The 23,638-nt window shown below is 38.3% G+C and carries 16 protein-coding genes; 3 read left to right on the top strand and 13 right to left on the bottom strand.

The window, feature by feature from the left end; genetic code table 11:
- Positions 1-219: 219 nt before the first annotated feature.
- Both APS80_RS01180 and APS80_RS01175 read right to left on the bottom strand, forming a co-directional pair.
- Positions 220-2,025 carry an acyltransferase family protein gene (locus APS80_RS01180; RefSeq protein ID WP_059106453.1) on the bottom strand — a complete coding sequence of 602 codons (1,806 nt, stop codon included), beginning with the start codon at positions 2,023-2,025 and terminating at the stop codon, positions 220-222.
- Between the two features lie 280 nt (positions 2,026-2,305).
- Positions 2,306-2,614, bottom strand: a complete 309-nt coding sequence (locus APS80_RS01175; RefSeq protein ID WP_059106452.1) for a metal-sulfur cluster assembly factor — start codon at positions 2,612-2,614, stop codon at positions 2,306-2,308.
- A 111-nt stretch (positions 2,615-2,725) separates the two neighbouring features.
- Between APS80_RS01175 and APS80_RS01170 the strand changes: the two genes are divergently transcribed.
- Positions 2,726-3,562: a Cof-type HAD-IIB family hydrolase gene (locus APS80_RS01170; RefSeq protein WP_059106451.1), complete on the top strand. Its 837-nt coding sequence runs from the start codon at positions 2,726-2,728 to the stop codon at positions 3,560-3,562.
- Positions 3,563-3,612: 50 nt separating this feature from the next.
- Complete coding sequence (locus APS80_RS01165) at positions 3,613-4,935, top strand: CoA-disulfide reductase (protein ID WP_059106450.1); 1,323 nt, start codon at positions 3,613-3,615, stop codon at positions 4,933-4,935.
- Positions 4,936-5,386: 451 nt separating this feature from the next.
- Here the strand turns inward: APS80_RS01165 and APS80_RS01160 are convergent, their stop codons facing one another.
- The 8 genes from APS80_RS01160 to APS80_RS01125 all read right to left on the bottom strand — a co-directional run bounded on the left by APS80_RS01160 (position 5,387) and on the right by APS80_RS01125 (position 17,673).
- Positions 5,387-5,773 (bottom strand): YisL family protein, encoded by a 387-nt coding sequence (locus APS80_RS01160; protein ID WP_059106449.1) that lies wholly within the window; start codon positions 5,771-5,773, stop codon positions 5,387-5,389.
- Between the two features lie 214 nt (positions 5,774-5,987).
- Complete coding sequence (locus APS80_RS01155) at positions 5,988-6,890, bottom strand: fumarylacetoacetate hydrolase family protein (protein ID WP_059106448.1); 903 nt, start codon at positions 6,888-6,890, stop codon at positions 5,988-5,990.
- A 262-nt stretch (positions 6,891-7,152) separates the two neighbouring features.
- On the bottom strand, positions 7,153-10,806 hold the full coding sequence (gene addA, locus APS80_RS01150) for a helicase-exonuclease AddAB subunit AddA (RefSeq protein WP_059106447.1): 3,654 nt from the start codon (positions 10,804-10,806) through the stop codon (positions 7,153-7,155).
- Entirely contained in the window at positions 10,784-14,269 is a 3,486-nt protein-coding gene (gene addB, locus APS80_RS01145) for a helicase-exonuclease AddAB subunit AddB (RefSeq protein ID WP_059106446.1), read from the bottom strand. The genes addA and addB overlap by 23 nt, the downstream gene beginning before the upstream one ends.
- 149 nt (positions 14,270-14,418) lie before the next feature.
- Entirely contained in the window at positions 14,419-14,997 is a 579-nt protein-coding gene (gene lepB / locus APS80_RS01140; RefSeq protein WP_059106445.1) for a signal peptidase I, read from the bottom strand.
- 10 nt (positions 14,998-15,007) lie between these two features.
- Positions 15,008-15,532: a signal peptidase I gene (lepB, locus tag APS80_RS01135; RefSeq protein ID WP_059106444.1), complete on the bottom strand. Its 525-nt coding sequence runs from the start codon at positions 15,530-15,532 to the stop codon at positions 15,008-15,010.
- A gap of 75 nt (positions 15,533-15,607) precedes the next feature.
- Positions 15,608-16,114, bottom strand: coding sequence for a TVP38/TMEM64 family protein (locus APS80_RS01130; RefSeq protein WP_308447163.1), 507 nt, complete (start codon positions 16,112-16,114; stop codon positions 15,608-15,610).
- Between the two features lie 227 nt (positions 16,115-16,341).
- The gene (locus APS80_RS01125; RefSeq protein ID WP_059106443.1) at positions 16,342-17,673 is read right to left on the bottom strand and encodes a glucose-6-phosphate isomerase; all 1,332 of its coding nucleotides are present in this window, start codon (positions 17,671-17,673) and stop codon (positions 16,342-16,344) included.
- Positions 17,674-17,958: 285 nt separating this feature from the next.
- Here APS80_RS01125 and APS80_RS01120 point away from each other — a divergent pair, with 285 nt between their 5' ends.
- Positions 17,959-18,975, top strand: coding sequence for a glycerophosphodiester phosphodiesterase (locus APS80_RS01120; RefSeq protein WP_059106442.1), 1,017 nt, complete (start codon positions 17,959-17,961; stop codon positions 18,973-18,975).
- A gap of 190 nt (positions 18,976-19,165) precedes the next feature.
- Here the strand turns inward: APS80_RS01120 and APS80_RS01115 are convergent, their stop codons facing one another.
- The 3 genes from APS80_RS01115 to pruA form a co-directional block, all read right to left on the bottom strand.
- Positions 19,166-20,410 carry a Glu/Leu/Phe/Val family dehydrogenase gene (locus tag APS80_RS01115; RefSeq protein ID WP_059106441.1) on the bottom strand — a complete coding sequence of 415 codons (1,245 nt, stop codon included), beginning with the start codon at positions 20,408-20,410 and terminating at the stop codon, positions 19,166-19,168.
- Positions 20,411-20,512: 102 nt separating this feature from the next.
- On the bottom strand, positions 20,513-21,709 hold the full coding sequence (locus APS80_RS01110; protein WP_059106440.1) for an ornithine--oxo-acid transaminase: 1,197 nt from the start codon (positions 21,707-21,709) through the stop codon (positions 20,513-20,515).
- A 184-nt stretch (positions 21,710-21,893) separates the two neighbouring features.
- Positions 21,894-23,438, bottom strand: coding sequence for an L-glutamate gamma-semialdehyde dehydrogenase (gene pruA, locus APS80_RS01105; RefSeq protein ID WP_059106439.1), 1,545 nt, complete (start codon positions 23,436-23,438; stop codon positions 21,894-21,896).
- Positions 23,439-23,638: the final 200 nt, after the last annotated feature.

Below are 23,638 nucleotides of genomic sequence, written 5' to 3'. Positions count from 1 at the left end.
AATCATATGATCAAAGTAATGCGTTCTTTTGACTTTGACTTTCTTTGACCTTGATTATATTGTAGTCCTTTTGAGATAAATAATCAACAGTTAAGCTTCACTTTTTCAAGAAAAATAATAAACAAAAGCGATAAGACTGATAAACGATGTAAACCTTGATATGACGCTTCTCAGTTTAACTATCGTTAATCTCTTACCGCTTCTGTAATGATCAAAATATTAATGTTTTTGTTGAGATTCTAGAGCTTTGACAATTTCATCCGTTAGAGCACGAACACCACCTGGTTCCAAGTGAATGCCGTCTGGCGCAAAGTATTCTGTATGCCCTTCTGAACGTGCATACCAATCAATGACGTGCACGTGATCATGCTTTTCAGCAGCTTCATGCATGAGTTGGTTTACGTGACTTTCATATTCTCGAGGTACTCGCGTCGTTACAAGATAAATTTGCGCTTGACCAAATTGATCAATTAATTCATTTAACTGACCTTTCGTGAAGTCACCATTTGTACCAAGCTCTAACACAACTTGATTTGATTTGCCGTGATAATCTTTGTAGTGTTCGTTAACAATGGTTGGGACGTCGTAGAGATTTCTACCTACTTGACCATCAATTTTTGCTTTTGGAAGTTTATTTTTAACCTCACTGCCGATATCGACCATCACCGAGTCACCGATCATCAGCGGTTGTAAATCCGTGTTAGGTTCTTCTTTCTTATCATGTTTGAGTCCTACTTTATCACGCACTTCGTCATCAATAGGTATCGGTTTTACAATTCTATTTTCTATTTCTGACGTATTAAATGTCGTCGGTTTGTTTGCCGTATCTTCTTTTCCTAAGCTATCAAATGCACCCGCAAAAACGAAAATAACTGGGACGAAAAACAACAATAGTATAAGTGTTCTGAGTAACGGTGTTCTATATTGTCGTTTTAAGCTGAAGGCTTTCAAACCATGTCGGCGTATCGGCGTTTCTACATAGCGATAAGACAATTCTGCCATGACCACCGTGAGTAAGATATCAATCACATAGACATAAGCTGGTATTTGGCCACTCACATAGTATGAATGAACAAAGCTAATCACTGGGAAATGCCATAAGTATAAACTATATGAGCGTTTACCTATGTAAACAAAAACACGATTACCTAAGAGATGTGCAAATCCACCTGAAGGTAATACAGCACTCGCAATAATCAATAATGTCAGTGTAGAAATTGAGTAAAAGCCGCCGTTATAAATCCAAGCTTGATCATCATTAACCACAAAGAACAAGATGATGAGTCCAGCTAAACTTCCAAGTCCAATCAAATCTAATCCCAATCTCAATGCATTGGGTACACGTGATTTTAATCTAAATGGCGGCCATAAAAATGCTAAGATGACACCGAGTAATAGCGTTTGTAACCGCGTGTCAGTACCGAAATAGACTCTGGAATGACCCGTGTGTGGACCAGCTAGGATGATCATAACGAATAAAGAAATCAATGAAATCATCCAAAAAATCAACGTGATGTTTTTAGGTTTTTTAACGAATATTAATAACAATACTAAGACTAACGGAAAAAAGATGTAAAATTGTTCTTCGATAGCTAATGACCAAAGATGTTTGAGTGGCGTAAATGCAAATTGGTCGAAATAATTCACATCTGTAGCGATATACCACCAGTTAGAAAGATAGACAACTGCAGCGATGGCGTCGTGTTTAATGTTCACGATTTCTGCAGGTTTAAAAATAAGCGTTGCAACAATCACAACACCTACCATCACGAATACGGCTGGTATCAACCGTTTAATTCGTCTTAACCAAAATGCTTTAAGTTGGATTGTACCAGTTTCCTGATATTCTTTTAATAACAAGCTTGTAATAAGATAAGCAGAGATAACAAAAAATGTATCTACCCCTAAAAATCCCCCAGTCAACCACTTTTTATTCAAGTGATATATAATAATCCCAATGACTGCAATTGCTCTTAAGCCATCGAGACCGGGCATATATCTCTTCGTATTAACCTTATTATTCATGTTTCACATACTCTCTTTTCTAAATTAATAATCTCCAATCTTTTTGGTGTAAATATGCTTTCGATCATTATAATTTTAATCCTTTTGTAACATAACTGCAATGATTTTAGTATATAGGGTCAAACATTTTGTGGTATGTATCGACTGGTGAAACAGCTATATAAGGGTAAGCATTACGTTTTTTCCATTTTCTTAAAATGAACGCATATAAAAAAGACTAAATGATCGATGGCGTTCCTCATCCTATCATTTAGTCCTTTGTTAATAAATATACATTGTATTAACCGATACCTAAAGCAATTTTAGCGTATCGTGACATCATATCTTTATTCCATGGTGGATCCCATACGATGTTCACTTCAGTATCTTGTATTTCTGGTATTTCAGCTAATACCATTTTAACTTGGTTAATGAGCTGTGGTCCGAGTGGGCAGCCCATTGAAGTTAATGTCATTTCTACATTACATATACCATCATCATCAAGATTTACTTTATATACTAAACCTAAATTGACTATATCGATACCAATTTCAGGGTCAATTACCATCTCTAAAGCACCTAGAATACTGTCCTTTAAAGCTTCCTCCATTTATTTCACCCCCTGGCAAAACATGTTAATAACAATATATCAAATATCTTACAAAACGCCAATAAAATGCTATGATATTCATACATCTAAAAAACAACGTAGGGGGCACTTATGAAACCTTATCTTATATGCCTTGACTTAGACGGCACACTTTTGAACGACGAAAAAACGATTTCTCCTTATACGAAAGCTGTATTACAGCGACTTCGCTCTGAAGGCCATCAACTGATGATTGCAACCGGTCGCCCTTTCCGTGCTTGTAAACAGTATTATCAAGCCCTCAATATGACGACGCCGGTAGTTAACTTTAACGGGGCGTATGTCCATCATCCGCAAGATCCTTCTTTTGAAACGATGCATGAAACACTCGATACTGGCATCGCTACCAGCATTATCGAATCACTCAAAGACTTCGGGGTTTCGAATATCATTGCAGAAATTAAAGATCACGTATACATAGATAACTATGACCAACGTCTTTTTGATGGCTTTTCAATGGGAAATCCAAAAATTGAAGTTGGCAATTTGTTAACCAACATTACCCAAGCACCAACATCTATACTAGTAGAAGCTGAAGAAAGCATCATGGTTGAAATCAAACGCATGCTCACTCAATTTTACGCTGAAAATATAGAACATCGACGCTGGGGCTCACCCTTCCCTGTCATCGAGATTGTCAATAAAGGCATCAACAAAGCACGTGGTATCGAATACGTCAAAGATTACTTAAATATCGATCGCAACCAAATCATTGCCTTTGGTGATGAAGATAATGATATCGATATGATTAAATACGCTAGACATGGCATCGTAATGGATAACGGGCTCGATTCTCTAAAAGAGATGGGCGATCATGTCACTTACAATAACAATGAAGATGGAATCGGACGATATTTAAATGACTTTTTCGATTTGAACATGTCTTATGAAGAACCAAAATATAGCTAACACTTTCTTAAAAAACCAAACAAATAAAACGACGGATTGGAGGTTAAATGATGAATAGAATCGTAATCGTAGGCGCAGTTGCGGGTGGTGCGACCGTCGCGAGCCAAATTAGACGCTTAGACTCAGAGAGTGAAATCATTATTTACGAAAAAGATCGTGACATGAGTTTCGCAAATTGTGGGTTACCGTATTATATCGGGGACGTAGTAAAAGAGCGAGACGACTTATTACCACTGACACCCGAACGATTCTACGACAATAAAGGAGTCAAAGTATATACCTATCATGAAGTAACTGGCATTGATGCTGAGCACAACCGTATGTCTGTACATGATCGACAAGCAGATGAAACGTTCACAACCACGTATGACACATTAATTTTAAGCCCAGGTTGTAGCGCAAATAATCTCGGCCTCAATAGCGAGATGGCTTTCACACTACGTAATATGGAAGATACAGACGCGATCGTTGATTATATCACGACCCACAACGTGAAAAACGCACTTGTGATTGGTGCTGGCTACATTAGCTTAGAAGTATTAGAGAACTTATACGAACGTGGTGTCCAACCTACGATGATTCATCGCTCTGAAAAAATCAACAAATTAATGGATCAGGATATGAACAAACCTATCTTAGATGAATTAGAGGAACGCGATATTCCCTACTATTTAAATGAAAAAGTTTCATCAGTAGAAGATCATACCGTTTATTTCAAATCAGGTACATCAGGTGAATATGACATGATTATTGAAGGCGTTGGCGTCAAACCGAATTCTCAGTTTATACAGAATTCTGGTGTCGAAATGGATGACAACGGTTACATTCCAGTTAATGAGCGCTTCCAAACCAATGTTCCAAACATCTATGCATTAGGTGACATCATTACGTCTCATTATCGTCATGTAGATTATCCTGCTCATGTGCCTTTAGCTTGGGGCGCGCACCGTGCTGCCTCTATCATTGCACAACAGCTCGCGGGTGACGACAGCATCACGTTTAAAGGTTACTTAGGAAGCAATATCGTGAAATTCTTCGACCATACGTTTGCGAGTGTCGGAATTAATCCACAAGGGTTAGATGATTTTGATTATGAAATGGTAGAAGTGAAACAAGATGCACATGCGGATTATTACCCAGGAAATACAGAGATTCTTTTACGTGTTTATTTTGAAAAAGGAACGCGTAAAATCATAAGAGCAGCTGCTGTGGGTGAAGAGGGTGTAGATAAGCGTATTGATGTGTTGTCTATGGCAATGCAAAATCAAATGACGATAGATGAATTGACTGAGTTTGAAGTCACTTATGCCCCACCATACAGCCATCCAAAAGATTTAATTAATATGATTGGCTATAAAGCAAGCAGTAAATAAAAGTTTTCTTTTTATAGCTGATAATTACAATCTATAAGTTATTTTCTATAGATTGCTTACTTCTCCTCGCTTTCCTAGGCGCCTCACTTGGGAGAGGTACAGAAATCTTGTATAAAGATTTCGTTGTACCACCCCTGCAAGGCTGAGTAGGATTGAAAAAGCTCAACTGAGTGCATCTTCAATCCAGTCAGCTACTGCCAACTAATTTTGGCTAATAAATAATACTTTAAATTACTACGTGTATTTGCCAAAATGGATTTTCTGTTTCGGCTGAATGCCTCAGGAGTCTCGGAGGGTTCAGCAATCTAATTAAACCACTTTACACACTCATTTGAGTAGAGTCGCTTTTTAATTATCAACAGTAAATTTGCTTTTTCATCTTCATTACAAAGGATTAAGATTTTAAAAAAAGCGCAAGTATACGTGATGGGTATACTTGCGCTTCTTTATATTAGAGGCCGAACATTTTTGTGATTGGACCCCATGGTAAGATCACACCTAATGCAATGGTGATAATCGTAACGACGATTGAACTCCAGAAGAGTGCCATCGCATTTTGCCCTTTTTTACGTTTGGTCAATGTGATTTCCATCAGTGCAACGACTGCTACACCGCCTACCATTTTCAATGTGAGTAACATGTGCGTACCGCTTTGGCCCGTGAATGCTTGAATCAATAGCCAGAATCCTGTAAACAGTACGAACACCATCATGAGTCTTAGAATCATATGTAAGATTGTTGCAACTTTTGATGCGCCATCTTTTGCTGAGTAAAAATAATAACTCACTAAGAATAAAATAATTAATAAGACCCAGCTCGTAATGTGTAGATGTATCAATGTATTCCCCCCAGTCAATCTCATTTTCAACATGAACATCTAAAGATTGAATTGCTCATACTAGTATAATCAATTTCACGCGGATTTTCAAAAGAACGGCGTCTCTATCAAGATCATGAAAGTTTTTATCTTAAAAACTCCCATTACTATAACTCCATTCAAAAAAGTGGAATGGTTTAACCCATCCCACTTGCTTATATAAAATAATCATCGCTTATTCAGCAATATAATTGGTTAATGTACCGATATTATCGATTGTTACTTTCACTTCATCACCAGGTTGAAGGTATTGGGGTTCATCCATACCTGCGCCGACACCTGCTGGCGTACCTGTCGCAATGATATCACCTGGATGTAGTGCTACATATTTAGAAATGGCTTCAATTAACTCGTCAATTTTTAAAATCATTTGACTCGTATTACCATCTTGACGAATGTCGTTATTAACTTTAGTTACGATGTTCACATCTTCAGGTGTAGGGAGTTCATCTTTAGTTACAATGTAAGGACCCATTGGGCAACCCCCTGTTAAACTTTTGGATAAGAAAGCTTGATCTTGTGCTTTTTGCGCTTTACGATCTGTAATATCATTGATGATGGTATAACCATAAACATAATCGAGTGCTAAACCTTTAGGAATTTTTTCACCAGACTTACCGATGACAATACCGAGTTCACCTTCATAATCTAATTGGTCTGTAATATCTTGATGATTAGGAATTGTCGCATTGTCACCTGTTAATGAAGAAGCCGCTTTTGTAAATACGTAAAGTCGTTGTACCTCATGGTTTAACTCATCTGCGTGGGCTTCATAGTTACGACCAAATGCGATGACATTATTTGTTGGTGTAACTGGGGGTAAGAATTCGATGTCTGCGAATTGGACTTTATAATCTTCACCTTTACCGCTATCTTCTGCTGCGACAACTGCTTTACGCACTTGTTCTTGAAAATCAATCAACTGATTTTGTTGTAAGCCTTCGAGTAAAGTTTTAGGATTGAATTCACCTTCTGCAAAATCTGCAAACACTTTGGTTAAATCCCAAGCCGCTTCTTCGCGTTTCACTTTCACTCCAAAAGATGTCTGATCATTATGTTTAAATGATAAGAATTTCATAAATTGTTTCAGCTCCTCATCTGTATATTATTCATATTATAACTATAGTTCTAGGTAAATCACAAATAAATAAGTACCGAAATTTCTAAAAATTCGTACGTAAAAGCATATAAATATTGATATGTTAAAAACTGCTCAACGAAAAGGATGTTAAGGGGTGAGATAAAAATGTCGGGTAGAGACCCAATCACTTTTATCCTAACAGTACAAGGTCACGCACTGCCCCTTTCTTCCTTAAAATATGTTCAATGCATTCATTTTACTAATCAATCGATAACTGACCAAATTTGAAGAAATACAAGTAGCCTTGAACTTCTTGACCCAGTATGGTTTCTAACGTATTGCGATAATACGTCATTTGAATTTGATAACGTTGGCGCAGTTGTTCACCGATTTCTTCGTCTGTCATACCTTTTCTGCGGTTAAAGACGTCCGTTTTATAATCGACAAAGTTGTATTTTCCATCTTCCACAAAAATGAGGTCGATCATCCCTTGAATGATAGAGACGTCCCCGCTACTATCATCGATTTGATCTACTTTCGCTTCATTAACGACAAAAGGGAGTTCTCGATATACGGCATCACTATGAACGATACGATCATAGAGTGAAGTATGTGTGAAATAAATAATATCTTCGTAACTAATATCTTTTTTATCCTCAGGTTGAATCAATTGTCTTTCAATCATGGTATCGATGTAAGCATCAAGAGAGGATGCATTGTAGCCACCTTCAACAAATGGCAAATGTTGCATGACGAAGTGCATCAACGTACCGATTTCATTAGCTCGACGTCGTTTGCGCTGACTCATGAATTGTGGTCTTTCATAAGACGCATAGCCGACACGATATTGGCGTACACGGTCGTAATTGGTGCCGGCTTCTTCTGTTTCTAACTGCCGTTTCAACTCTGACACAGATTGTTTAGAAGGTTTTACAGTATCTGATTCATGCGGATATTGATACGTCAACTGGTCACTGATTTGTTGTTTTAATCCATCGTCCCCATGGTCAGAATGTTTGATATCTGATACGGTGCGTTTTTCATCTGACGCTTGATCATCTATTAGATGCATATCTTCGAAATAAGCTGTTTGAATCTGCACGACAGGTCGCATATGTTCATCAACTTCATCGATATGGTCTTCAAAACGTAACGACAATGGTAATGATGGGTCTTGATGTTTAGCTAATATAGGATAAATCATGTCTATCGGCCGTTTTGCTGTTAAACGCAAACTGACAGGAAGCTTATCTCCTGATACTGGTTTTTTCACCCATTTGTCGATTTCTTGTTCTTCTTTCGTGCGACCGACTAAGATAAGTTGTTCTTTCGCGCGTGTACAAGCCACATAGATTAAGCGCATCTCTTCAGAAATCATTTCTTTTTCCGCTATGGCTTTAAAGGTCACTGACGCGAGTGAAGGATACGTTAATTTCTGATCTACATCAAAATATTTCATACCCATACCATATTTTTGATTCAGAATGATTGGTTTACTTAAATCCCTTCTCGTAAAGGATTTAGATAAGCCACCATAGATGACAAATGGAAATTCTAACCCTTTACTGCTATGAATCGTCATCATACAAACAACGTCGTCATTTGGACCGACCACATTTTCCTCACCGAAATCCTTACCGCGCTCAATCAACTCATCGATAAATCGGATAAATTGATATAAACCACGGAAACTAGAATCTTCAAATTCGATGGCTTTGTTTAACAGACCATATAAGTTCGCTCGACGATTACGACCACCAATAATCCCACTGAAGTATTGCACGACATAGTGATCATTGTAGAATCGTTCGATCAGACGATACACCGGCATTTTCTGACTTAAATGTTGATAGTGTTCGATGTCATCTAAAAACCGTTGTAATTTGTCCACTAAAGCAGTATTAGCTTGATCACTTTGCATATAGTTAACAATCGATTGATAGTAATACGCATCATTCGGGCTAACCACACGGATTGCTGCAAGTTCATCTTCTGTAAATTGATATATGACAGAACGCATGAGGCCAACTAAATAGATGTCTTGTAATGGATTATCTATCGTACGTAAAAATGACAAGATTAATTGCACTTCAGGTTGTTCAAAGTACCCTGCCTTACTGTTCACATGAAATGGAATATTATGGTCTTTAAATGCTTGTTGTAAATCTCGTGCTTCCCCATAACTACGCTCTAAGATGACGATATCTTTATAGGTTGGTTTACGGTATTGCTGTTGTTTTGCATCATAAACCGTGCGATTTGCCATAATATCTTCGACTTGTTGGGCGATATAGTCGGCTTCTTGTTCTGCACCGGTGAGATCGTTTTCTTGATCTTCTACTAACACATTGAGTTCAACCGGTCGCGCTGCATCATCAAAGGCTGCACTATAATAGAGTTGCGCTGCATCGTCATACTCAATCTCTCCAACCGCAGGATCCATCATGTGTTTAAATAAATAGTTGGTCGTCGTGAGGACTTCTTTTCGAGAACGGAAGTTTTGAGACAAGTCAATGCGCATACCCGATTGATTGCCGTCTGTCGTAAAGCGATTATATTTTTCAATAAACAATCTCGGATCAGCTTGCCTAAATTTATAAATGGATTGTTTCACATCGCCAACCATAAATAAATTGCCGTTTGTTTCTGTGCCCCGTTTAATACTGGATAAAATCTTTTCTTGCACACGGTTTGTATCTTGATATTCATCGACTAAAATTTCTTCAAAATGATTACGATATTCTGCAGCAATCGCTGAAGGTGCTCCATCTTGCTCAGTCAGCACACTTAACGCAAAGTGTTCATAGTCTGAGAAATCCAAGATGTTGCGTGAGCGTTTCTTCTGACCAAATGTGCGAATGACATCAGTAGTCACACGTGCCAGATAACGTACACGGGGTGCCAAGCGTTGCATTTCTTCAGTTAACGCATCCTTAGAGCGAGAAAAATAATCGACTTGTACTTTTTCGATCCATTTTTTATAGTCATCAAAATGACTTTTCGCATCATCATACGTGTCTAACATCGTCTCGTTCGCTTCTCTTATTTTCTTCGTCTTCTGAGGAAAACGCCCCATCGTATGCTGTGCGATACGTGCACTATCTAAGACCGGCCCTTCCATCACTTGCTGCATAAAGCCAAGTTCTTCTTCGACGACAGCGATTTGTTTGTCCGTTTCTTCTAACATGTGGAATAAATCGTAACTCTGTTTAAGAGATTCTAACGCTGCGTTCATAAATACCATGGCCGTATCGTTTAATAATTGTCCTAGCTGTTGTTGCTGGTCGGCATTTTCATATGGCTCTGACAGTTGTTCTAACCATTCATATGGTGCAGGATTGGCCACACTGAAATAATACAGCGATTTAATCATCAATCTGAGTTGGTCGTCGTTACGGTCTGATGAAAGCTGTTCCGTTAAATCAACAAAATCAGGGTCGAGGAGATCATAATGATGTTCCAACACTTCATCAATGGTTTGTTCTAATAACAAGACATTTTCCGCTTCACTACTGGTTCTAAAATTAGGATCAATATCCAACACATCATAATGTTGTTGTATCATTTTCAAACAAAAGCTGTGTAACGTAGAAATCTGTGCTTGATGTATTTTAATACGTTGATTTTTTAAATGTTCATTATCAGGATGTTCTAATGAAGCTTGTTGAATCCGTGCTTCCACACGTTGTTTCATCTCACGTGCACTGGCATTCGTAAACGTCACGACGAGTAAGCGATCGACGTCTATCCCATCATTGATAATACGTTGAATAATGCGTTCTACAAGGACAGCGGTTTTACCTGAACCTGCAGCTGCAGCAACGAGTGTATCTTGACCTTTCGCATAGATACTTTTCCATTGGTTATCGGTCCATTGCACATCTGCTGGCTTAGTTGGAATCTTTGGTGCCATCGTCTTCCTCCTCTCCTTCAAGTTTGATTTCTTGGATTGCTTTCAGTGGATCAATGGATTCATCCACTGTGCGATATCGTTTGCTATCGATCATGCCATCCACATGGCAAACGGGTTTGAAGCTACAAAATTCACACGGTAATTTATCGTCATATTTCATTGGCGCCACTTCTGTATGACCATCCATAATTTGTGATGCAATATCGATGAAATTACGTTTATTATGTTGAATTAATTTGTAAATCGTTTGTTCGTCTGTCACTTGACTGTTCGCATTCGCAGTGCCATCTTTTTTCAATCCCACTGGCACGATGTCTGATTTAAAGCTTGGTTCAAGACGTGTGTCCACTGCTTCTAATACAGTCGGATCTTCGTTCACCAAACCACTCAATTTGAATGACTGAAGAAATTTTTGATTGCGTTTCGTCTCATCAAGTTCATTCCACGCTAAATCTAAGCGCGGTTCATGGACGTGGAAATACAACATGCCTCCTGGTTTAGTAAAATCTCTCAAGCCAAGGCGTTGTTTATTTTGTAGCACAATGTCCATATAGGTCACCATTTGCATTTGTCTGCCGTAAAATACCTTCGTGAGATCTAGCGAGGCACTGCCTGATGATGATTTATAGTCTACAATATTAACGAAACTTTCATCGTGATCGGTATACGTATCTATTCGGTCGATTTGCCCTCGAATGTTAATCGGAATGCCTTGAGATGTTTTCAATGGTACGGATTGTAATTCTTGAGGGTTACGTGGCCGTCTTCTAAAGCCAGTTTCGAAACGTTCTGGCTTAAATTTAGAATGGCTACCTTGATATTGTAATGCAGTTAACGTCGTCTCAACGATCGCACCGATTTTTTGGGATAGATAACGATAATACGCGGATGAATTTAACAGGTTAAACTGCACAGTCGGTAAAATGGTTTCTAATGCTTCAGCTGTGAGTTGTTGCATTTGTTTTCGTGTTAACTGTTTAAAGTTTCCTACCACTTTTTCAGAAATGAAACGTAACACTTGGTGGAAAATATCACCGAGATCAAAGTTCTCAAGTTTGTATTTCGTCCGTTCATTTAATCGTAAGCCGTGTGACGCATAGTGTTTGAATGGACATTCTTGATAGCCTTCGAAACAAGATACACTGGCGTTCATCGTCTTACCATACAACTGTTCAGCCAAATTGTTAGAGAGTCGAACGGTCTCATTATCATAGGTTAATGCGGTCAATAGATAATCGAGTCCCTCATTCAGACGCTCATCATCGCGCATCACTTGGTACGTATCTAACCAACTATCAGCGACGATTTCTTCATCAAGCCAAGCTTTCAACGCTTCAAATAATGCGATTTTCGTTTGATGTGGATGTTCCATTAATGTCAGTGGGTTTGCTTGATGTTGGTGATGTATATTATTCACAGTTAAGCCACTGAAAAGCTCTAGTATTTGAGATAAAAAGGGACTGATTTCTTTTTCATCATTGCTCGTACCCATCAAACTATAAGAGAATGTCACCGCGCTTTTACTACGCGTCATTGCTATATAGCAGACAAAGGCTTCGTCCATTTGTAATATATCTGACGTTGGACTCAGTTCAATGTTCGCATGAGTTTCAAACGATTTCTTCTCTTCATCTGTAATGAGACTGGATAGCGTAACGGTTTGTGGTAGCACACCATCATTCATTCCTACGAGATAAACGTGCGCTTTGTTATCCACTTTGGCGAGATCCATCGTACCAATGCTGACTTGGTCTAACGTTTGTGGAATCATGTTAAACTCGAGTTGTTCTAGACCAATATCAAAGAGTTCTAAGAAATGCTGTTGAGTCATTTCTTGTTCACCAAAGACCGCAACCATATCATCAAGCGTTTGAATCAATCCGTTCCATATTTGGTCGATTTCTTCAGCTTTTCTCGGTTGTCCATCTAATTCATAGCGATCACGCTCAGTCATCAATTGGTTTGGAAGTTCAAAGTGTTCTAACGCTTCATAAAATGCTGTCGCAAAAGCGGTTGCATCGTGACAATCTTTAAATTGATTTTCTACATATAAGACTTTTTGTAGCACATCATCTTTCAACTGAATCACGTGTTCATACGTATCACGCAAGTCATCGGTTAACGTTTGTTGCTTTCTACCCATACGGTTAAATTGCTCTACGTTAAAGTAACGCTCATCTAGCCATCGAGCTCCGTAGATACCGCGTTCGAGCACGAAGTTCTCTAGCAAGTCTATGAGATACTGACTATTGGAGAATTTTTGCGTAAGCACATCCGTTTTAAATAAGCGCATTAACGGATCAAATTGCCATTTCGTCTGAATCACTTCAATCAGTGACCGTAACATTTCCATGACGGGATGGTACGTCATCGATTGTTTCACATCGATATGATAAGGAATATCATACTGCGGCAAAATGGATTCTAACAATTGCGCATACGTGTCATCACGGTACAATATCGCAATATCTTGATAACGGCGTCCTTGGTCTCGATTCTCTCTCAGGATACGTCTAGCGATTTCATTCACTTCTTCTCGCATGGAGGATGATTCTAACACCTGAACACCCTCATGTTGTGCAGAAGGTTCAAATTGTAACGCATCAAATGATTGTTCTAGATGGTTCAGTGCGGGTTGTTGAAAGCGTTGAGGCGCTTTGAATTGTTTGGTATGTAATGAAATGTTCAGTTTATCTGCAATTTCTTCAATTTGTGTTAACGTTTCTGTCGGTTTACGAAATAGACTAAATGGATCCTTGTCACCATCTGTCGTTAAGGCGATTGTGACTCGCTTCGCACAACGGGTCAGTTGTTCGATCATTTGATATTCCAGTGTTGAAAAGTTATGAAATCCATCAATGTAAATTTCTGTGTGTGCTAACCATTCTGACTTCGGCATCATTTCAATGAAACGCTGTAAACTATCTTCCGGAGACACATATTCGCCTTCAATGCGTGCTTCTAAATATTGATAGATTAATGCGATATCTTGTAGTTTATCTTTCGTTCTCGTTTGTAGGGGCGTCTCTTCAGTAAAGGATTGGATCGCTTCAGGTGTCACAGCATAGCGTTTAAAATCTTGAATTTGCTCATATAATTTCTCGCTAAAGCCATAATATTTCACTTGAGATTGATAGAGGTTCAATTCTGATTGATGTTGTTGTAATAAATCATAAATCATCATCTCAGTCGCAGCTTTTGTCAGAGGCTGTTCTGTTAATCCGCCCACTTCTTGGAAAATACGGTGACTTAAACGTTCAAAGTGGAGCACTTCAGTACGTAAACTGCCATTCAGTTCGGGGTTATTCACAAAATATTGTTCAAGCTGGAACGTATTTTGCGTAGGGGCGATGATTACAATGGGATCACCTAAAGGATCTTGTAACATTTTAGTTGTAATTTCCTCGAGCATTTCATGGGATTTCCCAGTTCCTGCGCGCCCGAGATAGGCATGAAGTTCCATAACATTTCCCCTTTCTTAACTTTTATTTTAACACACGTCAGGCGGTGCGAGATAACAGTTGGTATAATGCTTGCCTTCCCTAATATATAGAGGTTTAAAAAAAGACTAGAACAGTTGACTGTCCTAGCCTTCTCCTTTATACCTTATGATTAACTGCCGTAGTTCGTATCTGGATTGAAGTTCACTTTAAAGTTATTGATTGGCCAGAATCTGAATGAAACTTTACCAACCACTTGGTCTTCATTAATTAACCCAAATGAACGACTATCTTTACTAACTTCACGGTTATCTCCTAGTACGAGTAATTTTCCTTTAGGAATTTTTTCTTCACCGTTTGAATTAGGTAAACTGCTGACATCTAAGTCATTTGCAGTAATATACTCAACTTGTTTACGTTTCTTATTGTAGTCTAAATAAGGTTCGTCTACTTTTTTATCATTAACATAAAGTTGATCTTTTTTATATTCCACTTTATCACCAGGCATACCGATGACACGTTTAACATAATCAGAAGATTCATCGGCGTGGAACACAATCACATTGCCTTTTTCAAGTCCGCCTAGGTTATAACCAATCATGTTGACGATGACATGTTCGCCATCTTTTAATGTAGGATCCATAGAGTCACCCTTGATCGTATAACTTTTACCTACAAAATTAATGACTACAACTAAAATGATTAAGGCAACACCTATGGCGACAATCCATTCAGTTATTTCTTTTTTCACGATTCACACCTCATCTATTAAAATCAAACTTAAATTGTTCAAATGGGTAATAACGTAATGTAATACTTCCCACAATATCTTTTCTTTGAATAAAACCATATGTTCTTGAATCTGCCTTACGACTTCGATCATCATTCAATACAAAATACGCATTCGGCTGTACGATGTCGCCTTCAGAACCTGATAAATCTCTCAGTGCTAACGATTGAATATTATTGTGATCGATATAAGATTCATCCACCTGTTTATCATCTATGTAAAGTTGACTCTTTTCATATACCACTGATTCACCAGGTTTACCAATGACTCTACTCATTTTTAATTTTCCATCTTGTCTATAAGCGATGACATCTCCAGTATCAAGCTGATTAATCAATACTTTAGCTTTATTGACAATCACACGATCATCCTTCTGAAGTGTCGGTGCCATTTGCGAATTCGGAACGACCGCTCCACTGATTACCAGCGCTTGAAGTAACAGTACAATGATAAGCGCAATGATAATAGAAAGCAAATGTTTTATTATTCGTCTCACTTCGTCACTCCTCTGAAGCATGCATATAATGTTGTTCTATCTTACGTCCTACGATCCATACTACGATGATAACAACTATAGAAATAATGAGACGAGTCGGTCAGTAAAGAACGTTCGTATATCTTTACCCAAAAATCCGACGATACTCACCATGATCAATTTTGAAATACAGAGCGCCCATATATAATAATGTGACTTAATATGTGAAATACTTGCGACAACGTTAATGAGCGAACTCGGTGTAAAAGGAAAGCTCAACAAAATAAAGATGGGTACAATCCCATTACGGTCTATAAAGTGAATCAACCGTTTCACAGATTCACGCTGCTTTAATTTTTTCATAAACTTACTGTTCGAGAACTTCCTAAATATCACAAAAACGATGTAACTTCCTGTGACAATACCGAGCCACGCAAGCAATACGCCGATCCAAAATCCATAAGCATTCACATTAAAAATGACAAATGCAATGATCGGTAAGATAGGTATAAAATTTTCTATAAACGGTAATATAAAGCCAAAAATATATTTTAATGGCCCAAGTTGTTCAAAATATTCAAACCATGTATTGATTGTGTCCATCTCAGTTCATCCTCGCTGTTCCATGTAAGTCATATTATATAGAACTCCCTACTCAATTGAAATACTATTGCATAAAATCAGTCTGAGGTACGAGAGCCCAAACGAAGAAGAGCCTGAAACACTTCAAAGACTGACGTAATGTCTTTAAAAAGATGTCTCAGACTCTTCTATTGCAGTTTATTTTTAACCAAACGTATAGATGTTTGGTTCACATGACTTTATCGCGCTTAGAGGCGATCTTCTAACTCAGCTTTTAAATCTTCATAACCAGATTTACCGAGTAACGCAAACATGTTTTGTTTGTAGGCTTCTACACCGGGTTGGTTGAATGGATTCACTCCAAGTTGGTAACCACTCATTGCACAAGCAAGTTCAAAGAAATATACGAGATAACCAAATGTTGTTTCATCAATTTGTGGAATATGGATGACTAAGTTTGGCACACCTCCATCTGTGTGTGCGAGCAATGTACCTTCAAATGCTTTCGTGTTGACTTCGTCCATTGTTTTTCCAGCTAGGTAATTCAAGCCATCTAAATCATCGCTATCTTCTTCAATTGTAATTTCATGTTTAGGCGCATCAACTTTCACTACAGTTTCAAATAGGAAACGATGACCTTCTTGTACGTATTGACCTAATGAATGTAAATCTGTAGTGTAATTAGCGCTTGAAGGATAAATACCTTTGAAGTCTTTACCTTCAGATTCACCGTATAATTGTTTCCACCATTCATTGAAATATTGCATAGATGGTTCGAAATTGATTAACATTTCTGTTGTGTAACCTTTAGTGTAAAGGATATTACGTAATGTAGCATATTGATAAGCAATGTTGTCTGATAAGTTATCAGATGAAAGCTCTTCACGTGCTTGTGCTGCCCCTTTCATCATCGCATCAATATCAATACCTGCGACAGCAATAGGAAGTAAACCAACGGCAGTTAATACGGAATAACGACCGCCGACATCGTCAGGTACGACGAATGTTTCGTATCCTTCATTTGTAGCGAGCTGTTTAAGTGCGCCTTTTTCTTTATCTGTTGTCGCAAAAATACGTGTTTTCGCTTCGTCTTTACCGTATTTTTCTTCTAATAATTGTTTGAACACTCTAAATGCGACGGCAGGTTCTGTTGTTGTACCTGATTTAGAGATAACATTGACTGAGAAATCTTTACCATCTAAGTAATCGATTAATTCAGCTGTATAAGATGATGATAAATGGTTACCTACAAAGACAATTTCTGGGTATTCAGTGTTGGTTCTAAATGAAGATGTCAACATTTCAATAGCTGCGCGTGCCCCTAGATAAGAACCACCAATACCGATAACAACAAGCACTTCTGAGTTTTGTTTTACACATTGTGCTGCATCTTGAATGCGAGAAAATTCTTCTTTATCGTAATCCACTGGTAAGTCTAGCCAACCTAAGAAGTCGTTGCCTGCCCCTGTACCTTCATGGATGGTTTGATGGATTAATTTAACTAAGTCTTCTTGTTGAGTGAGTTCATGTTCACCGATAAATGATAAGGCTTTACTGTAATCTAATTGAATGTGCGTCATAAAATACGCCTCCTGTCATGTGTTAGAGTTCAGATTCATTTTACTAAGTTGTGACGCGCGATTCAAACGTCCAACTTACGAATATGATTCATTTTTTCCTTAATGTGTATGATTCCTTACTCGATGTAAGGTATAACCGAATTTAAATCACTACAAACATCTTAACACTAGGAAATAATATGTATTTCGTTTTATATTTCTAAACATTGTGTAAATCATATTGTCATAACCACGAAACTTTGATACTTTGGAGTTGTACTAAAAATAAAGGAGTGCAATCAATTAATGAAACCCAAACGTTTATTATTTACTAGTCTTTCATTCACTACGATGCTTGGTTTAGGATTAGGCCTTACAACTGAAGCACAAGCGAGTGGCGGTGGCTTAGCTCCTGAAGAAGTTGAACAACAACAAGCCCCACAACAAAATCAAAATGCACAAACTGAAATGAACGCTGCGATTTTACAACAGCAACAAACTGGTCAACAATTTGGTTACACTACTAACTTAACTGGTGAACGTTTCACTACTGTCGCTCACCGTGGTGCGAGTGGTTATGCACCAGAACATACTTTCAATGCATATGATAAAAGTCATAACGAAATCGGCGCTTCTTACATCGAAATCGATTTACAAATGACAAAAGATGGTCACCTCATCGCCATGCACGATGAAGAAGTCGATCGTACAACGAACGGTAAAGGCCGTGTTGAAGATTATACATTAAAAGAACTTAAAAAATTAGATGCAGGTAGCTGGTTCAACGAAGATACACCTGAATATGCCAGCAAAGATTATGAAGGTGCACAAATCCCTACATTAGATGAAATCCTTGAACGCTATGGTACTGATGCAAACTACTACATTGAAACTAAATCACCTGATGTTTATCCCGGTATGGAAGAAAAATTAATCGACGTGTTAGATAAACACAATATGTTAACGAATGACTCACTTCAAAACGGTCATGTGTTAATTCAATCTTTCTCACCTGAAAGCTTAGAAAAAATGCATAAATTAAATCCTAGCCTCCCTTTAATTCGTTTAATGGAAGAAGGAGAAATTGAAGATCTCACTGCCAAAGATATCGAATACTTACGTCAAATCGTTGTAGGTGTTGGACCTGAATACAGTGACTTAAACGCACAAAACACACAAATGTTTAAACAAAATGGTTTCCTCATCCACCCTTACACAGTCGATGAAGCTGACGAAATGAGAGAAATGAACAACTTAGGTGTAGATGGTTTATTCACTAACTACGCTGATGTTTACAAAGGCGTCGTAAGCGAATACGAATAAGGCTTGTATTTTAACATCGTCGACCACAAGCACGTGACGACACGACTGTCGGACAAGGTCTCATCCTTGTTCGGCAGTTTTTTATGTCGATGATCCACACTGCGAAAATAATAACACATAAAAAAGCACGGCAGTGACTCACGTATCACTGTCGTGCTTTCGCCTATTATGAAATTTTATCGTCTATTGTTTAAGCCCAACCACGGTAGCGTGCTGCTTCTGCTGTACGTTTAATACCGACGATGTAAGCAGCGAGACGCATATCAATTTTTCTGTTTTGTGAAAGCTCATAAATCGTATCAAATGCGGTAATGAGTTTATCACGTAATTTTTCATTTACTTCTTCTTCTGTCCAATAGTAACCTTCGTTGTTTTGAACCCATTCGAAGTAAGACACTGTCACACCGCCTGCGCTTGCAAGTACGTCTGGTACAAGTAACACGTCACGTTCTGTTAAGATACGTGTTGCTTCTGGTGTTGTTGGACCATTTGCCGCTTCAACAACGATGCTTGCTTTAATGTCAAGCGCATTGTCTTCAGTGATTTGATTAGCAATCGCTGCTGGCACTAAAATGTCACAGTCAATTTCAAATAATTCTTTGTTTGAAATCGTATCTTCAAATAAGTTTGTCACTGTACCAAAGCTATCTCTTCTGTCTAGTAGGTAATCGATGTCTAAACCTTCTGGATCATGTAACGCACCGTATGCATCAGAAATACCTACAACTTTAGCGCCCATGTCATATAAGAATTTAGCTAGGAAACTACCTGCATTACCGAAACCTTGAATCACTACGCGTGCATCTTTAACATCGATACCGCGACGTTTCGCAGCTTGTTCAATCGCAATAACTACACCGAGTGCAGTAGAACGGTCACGGCCTTGAGAACCACCGAGTACAATAGGTTTACCAGTGATAAAACCAGGTGAATTGAACTTATCTAGTGAACTGTATTCATCCATCATCCACGCCATGATTTGAGAGTTTGTAAAGACGTCTGGCGCTGGAATGTCTTTTGTCGGTCCTACGAATTGTGAAATCGCACGGACATATCCGCGAGATAGACGCTCAACTTCGTGAATACTCATCTGACGTGGATCACAAATGATACCACCTTTACCACCGCCATAAGGTAAATCGACGATACCACATTTTAAAGTCATCCACATTGAGAGTGCTTTAACCTCTTCTTCATTCACATCAGGGTGGAAACGTACCCCACCTTTTGTAAGTCCTACTGCGTCGTTATGTTGAGCACGGAATCCAGTAAAAGTTTTAACAGTACCATCATCCATACGGACTGGAATACGTACTTTCAAAAATCTTAACGGTTCTTTAATTAACTCATACATGCCATCATCAAAACCTAATTTGTGCAATGCTTCATTGATAATCGTTTGAGTGGAAGTCACTAAATTATTTTCTTCAGTCATGATCCATTTCGCCTCTTTTTCGTAACTAATGATTTCGCTTTCTTACTTAAATTGTAACATATGTTGACCCTTTTAAAAGGTCGCTGTTAACTTCTGTGCTTGTTATTTATTCTCAAAAACATTTTTCACTTTATCAATTGCGAAGTCTAATTCTTCTTTGCTGATAATTAAAGGTGGTGCAAAACGAATGACTGTGTCGTGTGTTTCTTTACATAACAATCCTTGATCTTTAAGCGCTTCACAATATGGACGTGCATTTTCGTTTAATTCAATACCGATGAATAAACCGCGACCGCGAACTTCTTTGATCTCTGGATGATCAATTTTTTGTAATTCCCCTTTGAAGTATTCGCCTAATTCTTGAGAACGACCTGGTAAATCTTCATCGATAATAACATCTAATGCTGCGATAGATACCGCTGCAGCAAGTGGGTTACCCCCAAATGTTGAACCGTGAGAACCAGGAGTGAAGACGCCTAATACTTCTTCATCTGCAAGCACGACAGAAATCGGTAAGATTCCGCCACCTAACGCTTTACCTAAAATGTATACATCAGGTTTGACGTCATCCCAATCGGTTGCGAATAGCTTACCTGAACGGCCTAATCCTGCTTGAATTTCATCCGCGATAAAGAGTACATTATGTTCATCACATAGTGTTCTAATTTCTTTAAGATAACCTTCAGGTGGTACATTAATACCCGCTTCACCTTGGATCGGTTCGATTAAAATCGCTGCAGTGTTGTCATTGATTGCTGATTTAACTGCTTCAATAACACCAAAATCGACTTTACGGAATCCGTCTAGTAAAGGACCATAACCGCGTTGATATTCAGCTTCAGAAGATAGTGAAACCGGTGCCATCGTACGTCCGTGGAAGTTACCATTGAACGCGATAATTTCAGCTTGATCTGGTTCGATTTTTTTCACTTCATAAGCCCAACGACGTGCTGCTTTCAATGCAGTTTCTACCGCTTCTGCCCCAGTGTTCATTGGAAGTGCTTTTTCTTTACCAGAAAGTTTGCACACTTTTTCGTACCAAGCGCCTAAGTTTTCGCTGTGGAATGCACGAGATGTTAACGTTACTTTATCTGCTTGATCTTTTAATGCTTGGATAATTTTCGGATGTCTGTGTCCTTGGTTAACTGCTGAATATGCTGATAACATATCCATATATTTATTGCCTTCAGGGTCTTTCACCCAAACCCCTTCAGCTTCTGATATTACGATCGGTAGTGGTACATAGTTCTGCGCCCCATAGTGGTTTGTAAGTTCGATAATTTCTTCTGATCTTGTCATAATATCTCCCCTTTGTTTTTATTAAATTCTAAAAGTAAGCATTTACACCTATATCATAACTTATTTTAAGAAGATTAACACTATTTGCTCATTATTTCTTAAATTTTACGCCAAAAATATATCACAACGCATTTTCGTCTCTGTCAATATATCTTTGGCGTAAGTAAAATCTATTTAGTTTATCTTATAGATGTTCTGAGACTGTACGACCTTGCATGTGTAATACGAGGTAATCTGGGCCACCTGCTTTAGAGTCTGTACCAGACATTTTGAAGCCGCCGAATGGTTGATAACCTACGACAGCACCTGTACATCCTCGGTTAAAGTATAAGTTACCTACTAAGAAGTCACGACGTGCTTGTTCGAGTTTCATACGGTTGTTAGAAATCACGGCACCTGTTAAACCATATTCTGTATCGTTCGCATATTCAATCGCTTGATCGAAATCTTTCGCTTTACTGAAACCAACAACTGGTCCAAAGATTTCTTCTTGCATCACGCGTGAATCATGGGCTAAGTCACCGAAAATCGTTGGATAAACAAAGTTACCTGTTGATTCGTCAACTTTACCTCCAGTCACTAAGCGACCTTCTTCTTCACCAATTTCAAGATAATCTTTAATTTTATTGAGTGATTTTTCATCAATAACTGGTCCCATATAGTTGTTGTGATCTGCTGCATTACCCACTGTTAATTGTTCAGTTGCTGCTTTCACACGATCTAATAACTTGTCATAAACGCTTTCCACTGCAATGACACGTGAACATGCAGAACATTTTTGACCTGAGAAACCGAATGCAGAAGTAACGATTGCATCTGTAGCAGTATCTAAGTTTGCTTCATCATCAACAACGATTGTGTCTTTACCACCCATTTCAGCAATGACACGTTTCATGTGGTTTTGACCTTCTTGGATTTTTGAAGCACGTTGCATAATATCTGTACCGACACGTTTTGAACCTGTGAATGAAATAAGTCCAACATCTTTATGTTCAACTAAATAGTTACCGATGTCTGCTGAAGAACCTGGAATCCAGTTTACAACGCCTTTTGGTAAACCTGCTTCTTCAAGTACTTCCATAAATTTATATGAAATGACTGGCGTATTTGATGATGGTTTTAATAATACCGTATTACCTGTAACAACCGGAGCCACTGTTGTACCTGCCATGATCGCATATGCGAAGTTCCACGGAGAAATGACAACGCTTACACCAATTGGTAAATAATCGTATTGATTGTACTCGCCTGGACGACTTTCCACTTTTTTACCGTCTTTTAAGCGGAGCATTTCGCGACCGTAATATTCCATGAAGTCAATCGCTTCAGCAGTATCTGCATCTGCTTCTTTCCATGGTTTACCGCCTTCTTTTGTTAACAATGCTGAGAATTCATGTTTACGTCTACGTGTAATCGCTGCTGCACGGAATAGAATGTTTGCTCTCACTTCTGGGTCTACATTACGCCATGTTTTAAACGCTTCTTTCGCTGCTTCTACAGCTTGTTGCGCATGTTCTTGAGTTGCTTTTGAAACATAACCAATTGTTTCTTCTCTATCAGATGGATTATAAGAGCGTGTTGTATCGTCAGTGTAAATACGCTCTCCATTAATGATTAAAGGATACGTTTTGCCCAATTCGCTTTCTACCTTTTCGATGGCCTGTTGGTAAGCGTCTACGTTACTTTGTTGGGTAAAATCTGTAAATGGTTCATGTTTATATGGAATCATAATAATCCCCCTTTGTTTTATTTAGGAAAACCCTTACACATATAATGACACAGATATAGGTTTTGACACAAGATAATTATATTGTTTTCTTAAAAATATTTTCATTATTACTAAATTTACGCGTTTTCGTATATTCAACCATTTTAAAGTGCGTAGGAACACGATTTATTAATTTTTTATACACGCTTTTTTCAGCATTA

Origin of the sequence: Staphylococcus auricularis, assembly GCF_001500315.1 — a bacterium.
In the GTDB taxonomy this organism is placed as follows: domain Bacteria; phylum Bacillota; class Bacilli; order Staphylococcales; family Staphylococcaceae; genus Staphylococcus; species Staphylococcus auricularis.
The sequence above is the reverse complement of the archived record's forward strand: the minus strand, read 5'-3'. Positions and strand labels throughout refer to the sequence as shown.

Bases quoted from the DNA above. Each gene is read 5' to 3' on its own strand.
- APS80_RS01175 (WP_059106452.1), bottom strand. From the start codon at position 2,614: ATGGAGGAAGCTTTAAAGGACAGTATTCTAGGTGCTTTAGAGATGGTA.
- APS80_RS01110 (WP_059106440.1), bottom strand. From the start codon at position 21,709: ATGACAAGATCAGAAGAAATTATCGAACTTACAAACCACTATGGGGCG.
- APS80_RS01165 (WP_059106450.1), top strand. From the start codon at position 3,613: ATGAATAGAATCGTAATCGTAGGCGCAGTTGCGGGTGGTGCGACCGTC.
- addA (WP_059106447.1), bottom strand. From the start codon at position 10,806: ATGGCACCAAAGATTCCAACTAAGCCAGCAGATGTGCAATGGACCGAT.
- APS80_RS01125 (WP_059106443.1), bottom strand. From the start codon at position 17,673: ATGACGCACATTCAATTAGATTACAGTAAAGCCTTATCATTTATCGGT.
- pruA (WP_059106439.1), bottom strand. From the start codon at position 23,438: ATGATTCCATATAAACATGAACCATTTACAGATTTTACCCAACAAAGT.
- APS80_RS01180 (WP_059106453.1), bottom strand. From the start codon at position 2,025: ATGAATAATAAGGTTAATACGAAGAGATATATGCCCGGTCTCGATGGC.
- APS80_RS01115 (WP_059106441.1), bottom strand. From the start codon at position 20,410: ATGACTGAAGAAAATAATTTAGTGACTTCCACTCAAACGATTATCAAT.
- APS80_RS01155 (WP_059106448.1), bottom strand. From the start codon at position 6,890: ATGAAATTCTTATCATTTAAACATAATGATCAGACATCTTTTGGAGTG.
- APS80_RS01130 (WP_308447163.1), bottom strand. From the start codon at position 16,114: ATGGACACAATCAATACATGGTTTGAATATTTTGAACAACTTGGGCCA.
- APS80_RS01120 (WP_059106442.1), top strand. From the start codon at position 17,959: ATGAAACCCAAACGTTTATTATTTACTAGTCTTTCATTCACTACGATG.
- APS80_RS01170 (WP_059106451.1), top strand. From the start codon at position 2,726: ATGAAACCTTATCTTATATGCCTTGACTTAGACGGCACACTTTTGAAC.
- addB (WP_059106446.1), bottom strand. From the start codon at position 14,269: ATGGAACTTCATGCCTATCTCGGGCGCGCAGGAACTGGGAAATCCCAT.